This is a genomic window from Mesorhizobium sp. M7A.F.Ca.US.007.01.2.1 (assembly GCF_003998165.1).
GTDB lineage: Bacteria > Pseudomonadota > Alphaproteobacteria > Rhizobiales > Rhizobiaceae > Mesorhizobium > Mesorhizobium ciceri.
Genome location: NZ_RZQP01000353.1, coordinates 1 through 4,224 on the forward strand (window position 1 = coordinate 1; position 4,224 = coordinate 4,224).

The 4,224-nt window shown below is 60.9% G+C and carries 7 protein-coding genes; 4 read left to right on the top strand and 3 right to left on the bottom strand.

The window, feature by feature from the left end; genetic code table 11:
• The first annotated feature begins 51 nt into the window (after positions 1 to 51).
• From EN949_RS33330 to EN949_RS33340, 3 genes are all read left to right on the top strand, one after another.
• Positions 52 to 945, top strand: a complete 894-nt coding sequence (locus EN949_RS33330) for a branched-chain amino acid aminotransferase (protein ID WP_013530016.1) — start codon at positions 52 to 54, stop codon at positions 943 to 945.
• A gap of 145 nt (positions 946 to 1,090) precedes the next feature.
• The gene (locus tag EN949_RS33335) at positions 1,091 to 1,408 is read left to right on the top strand and encodes a hypothetical protein (protein ID WP_013530017.1); all 318 of its coding nucleotides are present in this window, start codon (positions 1,091 to 1,093) and stop codon (positions 1,406 to 1,408) included.
• A 137-nt stretch (positions 1,409 to 1,545) separates the two neighbouring features.
• The gene (locus EN949_RS33340) at positions 1,546 to 2,184 is read left to right on the top strand and encodes an MBL fold metallo-hydrolase (protein WP_127366530.1); all 639 of its coding nucleotides are present in this window, start codon (positions 1,546 to 1,548) and stop codon (positions 2,182 to 2,184) included.
• Positions 2,185 to 2,311: 127 nt separating this feature from the next.
• Here EN949_RS33340 and EN949_RS33345 read toward each other — a convergent pair whose 3' ends face one another.
• The 3 genes from EN949_RS33345 to EN949_RS33355 form a co-directional block, all read right to left on the bottom strand.
• Positions 2,312 to 2,743 carry a BA14K family protein gene (locus tag EN949_RS33345; protein ID WP_013530019.1) on the bottom strand — a complete coding sequence of 144 codons (432 nt, stop codon included), beginning with the start codon at positions 2,741 to 2,743 and terminating at the stop codon, positions 2,312 to 2,314.
• A 183-nt stretch (positions 2,744 to 2,926) separates the two neighbouring features.
• Positions 2,927 to 3,139: a cold-shock protein gene (locus tag EN949_RS33350; protein ID WP_013530020.1), complete on the bottom strand. Its 213-nt coding sequence runs from the start codon at positions 3,137 to 3,139 to the stop codon at positions 2,927 to 2,929.
• Positions 3,140 to 3,459: 320 nt separating this feature from the next.
• Positions 3,460 to 3,672, bottom strand: coding sequence for a cold-shock protein (locus EN949_RS33355; protein ID WP_006202520.1), 213 nt, complete (start codon positions 3,670 to 3,672; stop codon positions 3,460 to 3,462).
• 225 nt (positions 3,673 to 3,897) lie between these two features.
• Here EN949_RS33355 and EN949_RS36270 point away from each other — a divergent pair.
• The coding region (locus EN949_RS36270; protein WP_206534990.1) for a hypothetical protein at positions 3,898 to 4,224 on the top strand (327 nt) is incomplete at its 3' end.

Consider the following 4,224-nt stretch of genomic DNA (forward strand, 5'->3'; position numbering starts at 1 on the left):
CGAAACACACAACGATACAACTATCCGGGCTGCCGCCCGTGGGAGGTTACCATGGCATCCGTTCCCTTCGATCAACTCGATGGCTTCATCTGGATGAACGGCGAATTCGTCCAATGGGGTGACGCCAAGATCCATGTGCTGACGCACGGGCTGCATTACGCCAGCGCTGTTTTCGAGGGAGAGCGCGCCTATGGCGGCGAGATCTTCAAGCTCAACGAACACACCGAGCGCCTGCATGAATCGGCACGCCTGCTCGGTTTCAAGATCCCCTATTCGGTGGCCGAGCTCAACGACGCCTCTTCCACGCTTCTCAAGAAGCAGGGTTTCCAGGACGCCTATGTCCGGCCGATCGCCTGGCGCGGCAGTGAGCAGATGGGCGTCTCGGCGCAGAACAACCGCATCAACTGCGCCATCGCCATCTGGCAATGGCCAAGCTATTTCGATCCTGCGCAGAAGCTGAAAGGCATCCGTCTCGATGTGGCGGAATGGCGCCGGCCCGACCCGCGCACCGCGCCTTCCAAGTCGAAGGCCGCCGGGCTCTACATGATCTGCACCATGTCCAAGCACGCCGCCGAGGCCAAGGGCTATGCCGATGCCATGATGCTCGACTGGCGTGGCCAGGTCGCCGAAGCGACCGGAGCCAACATCTTCTTCGTCAAGGACGGCAAGATCCACACACCCAAGCCCGACTGCTTCCTCGACGGCATCACCCGCCGCACGGTCATCGGGCTGGCCAAGGATCGCGGCCTTGAGGTGATTGAACGCGCCATCCTGCCGGAAGAGCTGGAAAGCTTCGAGCAGTGCTTCCTGACCGGGACGGCAGCGGAAGTGACGCCGGTTTCGGAGATCGGGCCTTACCGATTCGAGGTCGGCGAAATAGCCAAGAATCTTATGAATGACTATTCTGCGGCCGTTCAGCCCAAGCACGCGATCGCCGCAGAATAACGAAAGTCACAGCTTTTTTAGGAAGTAGGGGCGGTTTTCGGGCCGCCCCTTTTATTTCAGCGTTTCTGCATTTGACTTTCGTCCAATTCGGCGTCTCATGATGGTGTCGGCCCGGGAGGCTGACAGCTATGGAGGGACTAATCATATGGACATGAACACGCTTCTTCCGATCATCATACAGGTGATTACTGGCATCATCGGTGGTCAGGCGGTCGGTGCGGCGCTCAAGACGGCGGCGATGGGTCAGCTTCCCAAAATCCTGGGCGGAGCCATTGGCGGCGTCGGTGGTGCGGCGATCCTCGGCAGCCTGCTGGGTGGCGGTGCGGTCGATCCGGCGGCTGCGGCAGCAGCAACGAGCGGTCTCGGCAGCGCGCTGAACCTGCAGAACATCGTCGGCGGCGCCGGCGGCGGCGCGATCCTGACCGCCATTCTCGGCGCGGTCATGGGCGCCATGAAGAAGTAAGCAGGCCGTTTCGGTCTTTTCAAATGGGCGGCTTCGGCCGCCCATTTCCGTTTTGGGGCTACTGACTGTTCGTCTTTCGAGGGTGGACGCCCTTTGTCCGCGCCTCTACATCACCCGTGAACATCGAAAGGACGATCATGGGTCAGCTCAATGCCGGCATCGTGCTGGTCACACCGTTCCAGCAGAATTGCACCATCCTGTTCGACATGGATGACAAGCATGGCGTCGTCGTCGATCCGGGCGGCGATATCGACAAGGTACTGGCGGTGCTGAAGGACAATGCGATCTCAGCCGGAGCTATCTGGATAACGCATGGCCACATCGACCATGCCGGCGGTGCAATGGAGTTGAAGGAGGCGCTCGGCGTCGAGATCATCGGTCCGCATGAGGCCGACAAGTCGCTGCTCGACAATCTGGAAAACCAGGGCAAGCGCTACGGCATCGCCGGAGCGCGCAACTGCGTGCCCGACCGGTTCCTGGCCGAAGGCGAGACCGTGTCGTTCGGCGGCCATGTGTTCGAGGTGCTGCACTGCCCCGGCCATGCGCCCGGTCACGTCGTCTACTACAACCGCGCAGCCAAGTTCGCCCATGTCGGCGACGTGCTGTTCCGCGGCTCGGTCGGCCGCACCGACCTGCCGGGCGGCGACCACACGGCGCTGATCGCTTCGATCAAGGACAAGCTCCTGCCGCTCGGCGACGACATCGGCTTCATCTGTGGCCACGGTGCCGGCGGACGTTTTGGCGAGGAGAGGCGGACCAATCCTTTTTTGACTTGAACCAGGCTCGGAACCGTAGCTGTTTTTCATCAGCCTCAAGCAGACCGTTGACATTGTAGAGACCACAACAAAAAAGCGCTGGCCTTGCGGTCAGCGCTTTTCTGTTTTGGGGCAGGGAAGCCCTTGGTTAGTTGGCAGTGCAGAAATGCTGTTCGCCGTCATTGCCGGTGAACGTGCCGGTACGGGAATTGAAGCTGCGGTAGCGGTCCGAGCAATATTCGTACCAGTCACGCGTCCACGGTTCGGCATAACGATTGGCGTAGACCACCCGCGGCTCCGCATAATAGCGGCGGACCGGGGCCGGGCGCACCACGACGTCACGATCGTAGTAACCGTCATCGTAGTAGCGGTCAGCGTCGGGCGGCGGGCGGTCATTGGCCAATGCGCCACCGATCAGCGCCCCGGCCGCGAGGCCGAGCACGCCGGCGGCAATGGCATCGCCATTGCCATGATGGCCATGATGACGGCGCCAGTCGCGCGCATTGGCGGCGGGCAAGGCCGTGAGCGTGGTGGCGGCCACGGCAGCGGCCAGGACGGCGGTTTTGAAAATTCGGTTCATGTCGGTCTCCTTCGTTCCGGCCCGTGCAGTTTCGGGGATGCGGTCCGGCTTTACCGAAGACTAATATGCGACCGTGGCTGAACGGGGGCTGAACGGATTTTAACGTGTTTATTCAAAACGGACGTCAAAAATCACAGGCTCTCAAGGGAGCGATCTGCCCGGGAGCGCCGGTTCGAAGCCGGCTCAGCCGACCGACAGGTTGACGGCCTTGGGACCCTTGCCGCGCTTATCCGGCTCGGTATCGAACGACACTTTCTGCCCATCCTCGAGGCCGGGAAGACCGGACGCCTGCACAGCTGAAATATGGACGAAAACATCCTTCGCGCCATCATCGGGCGTGATGAAGCCGAAGCCCTTGGCATGATTGAAGAATTTGACGGTGCCGGTCTGCGGCATGGGAAGCTCCTTTGTCCCATAAACTCCAGTCTCGGGCCGGCAAATGCCCGAGTGGAAATTTGTCCTTTATTTTAGCGTCATCGGCAAGAGAAAGTTTTGCGGGCGTCTAAAGCACGTTGCGGCATGCTTCGGGTCTTTGTTTTTATGCAAGTCGTTGCCCAGAACCCGGCCGCTTGGGCGACATCACTGGCCCGCGCCTTCGATAAGGAAAAGGCGCGACGAAGATCGCCGCGCCTTTCAAAATTCAGATCCCTCTCCAGGCCAGGTGCAGGCATGGAGCCTCCGTCGCACGTCTAAGTGACATGCGGCGCGCCGATGGCTCAGGCTGCGCGGAGGTTGACGGCCTTGGGGCCCTTGCCCATGCGGTCCGGCTCGACGTCGAAGGTGACCTTCTGGCCATCAACGAGCGTGCGCAAGCCGGAAGCTTCGATCGCGGAGATATGGACGAACACATCCTTGGCGCCACCATCGGGCGTGATGAAACCGAAGCCTTTGGTCGCGTTGAAGAATTTAACGGTGCCGGTCTGGGCCATTGGGGAAACTCCTTCACCCGTTCAGTCTTTGGTGGTCCCGCCCGCCGCCTGGCGCAAAGGGCAGTTCCCGGTGGTTGCTTCGGCAGTCATGCATTGGCGCATGGTCAAACCCCCCGCCGAAAACGGGGCCGTCAGAGATTCACAGTATCGGGGAAAGGTCGTCCAAAACGTTCCGCTCTCCGGGTCGCAAATGCCCGAACACGGAATTTATCGCACGGAAACGTGATGGTTGCAAGATACCGCCGCGGGCCGCCGTACTGGCGCGTCCCGACGCATCAATCGACTGACCTGAGCATCGATGGGCTCGGCATAGGCTTGCTTGCCGGCCGGGTCATCGGCCAGAACCGGGCCACGAATGGGCCAGATGTCGAAGTGGCCGAGGAGGTCGACGCCGCCTACAGCCCCAGCGCGTTTCCGACTGAAAGGGCTGCAAACGGGGGTTGCATTTGGCAAGGGAATGGCGAGGATCGGCAACCGGGGACGCGATCGTGGGAGATCATCATGAAATATCTGGCGGCAAGAAGTGCCGACAGCAACAGGATGACAAAACCC

Bases quoted from the DNA above. Each gene is read 5' to 3' on its own strand.
- EN949_RS33330 (WP_013530016.1), top strand. From the start codon at position 52: ATGGCATCCGTTCCCTTCGATCAACTCGATGGCTTCATCTGGATGAAC.
- EN949_RS33335 (WP_013530017.1), top strand. From the start codon at position 1,091: ATGGACATGAACACGCTTCTTCCGATCATCATACAGGTGATTACTGGC.
- EN949_RS33340 (WP_127366530.1), top strand. From the start codon at position 1,546: ATGGGTCAGCTCAATGCCGGCATCGTGCTGGTCACACCGTTCCAGCAG.
- EN949_RS33345 (WP_013530019.1), bottom strand. From the start codon at position 2,743: ATGAACCGAATTTTCAAAACCGCCGTCCTGGCCGCTGCCGTGGCCGCC.
- EN949_RS33350 (WP_013530020.1), bottom strand. From the start codon at position 3,139: ATGCCGCAGACCGGCACCGTCAAATTCTTCAATCATGCCAAGGGCTTC.
- EN949_RS33355 (WP_006202520.1), bottom strand. From the start codon at position 3,672: ATGGCCCAGACCGGCACCGTTAAATTCTTCAACGCGACCAAAGGCTTC.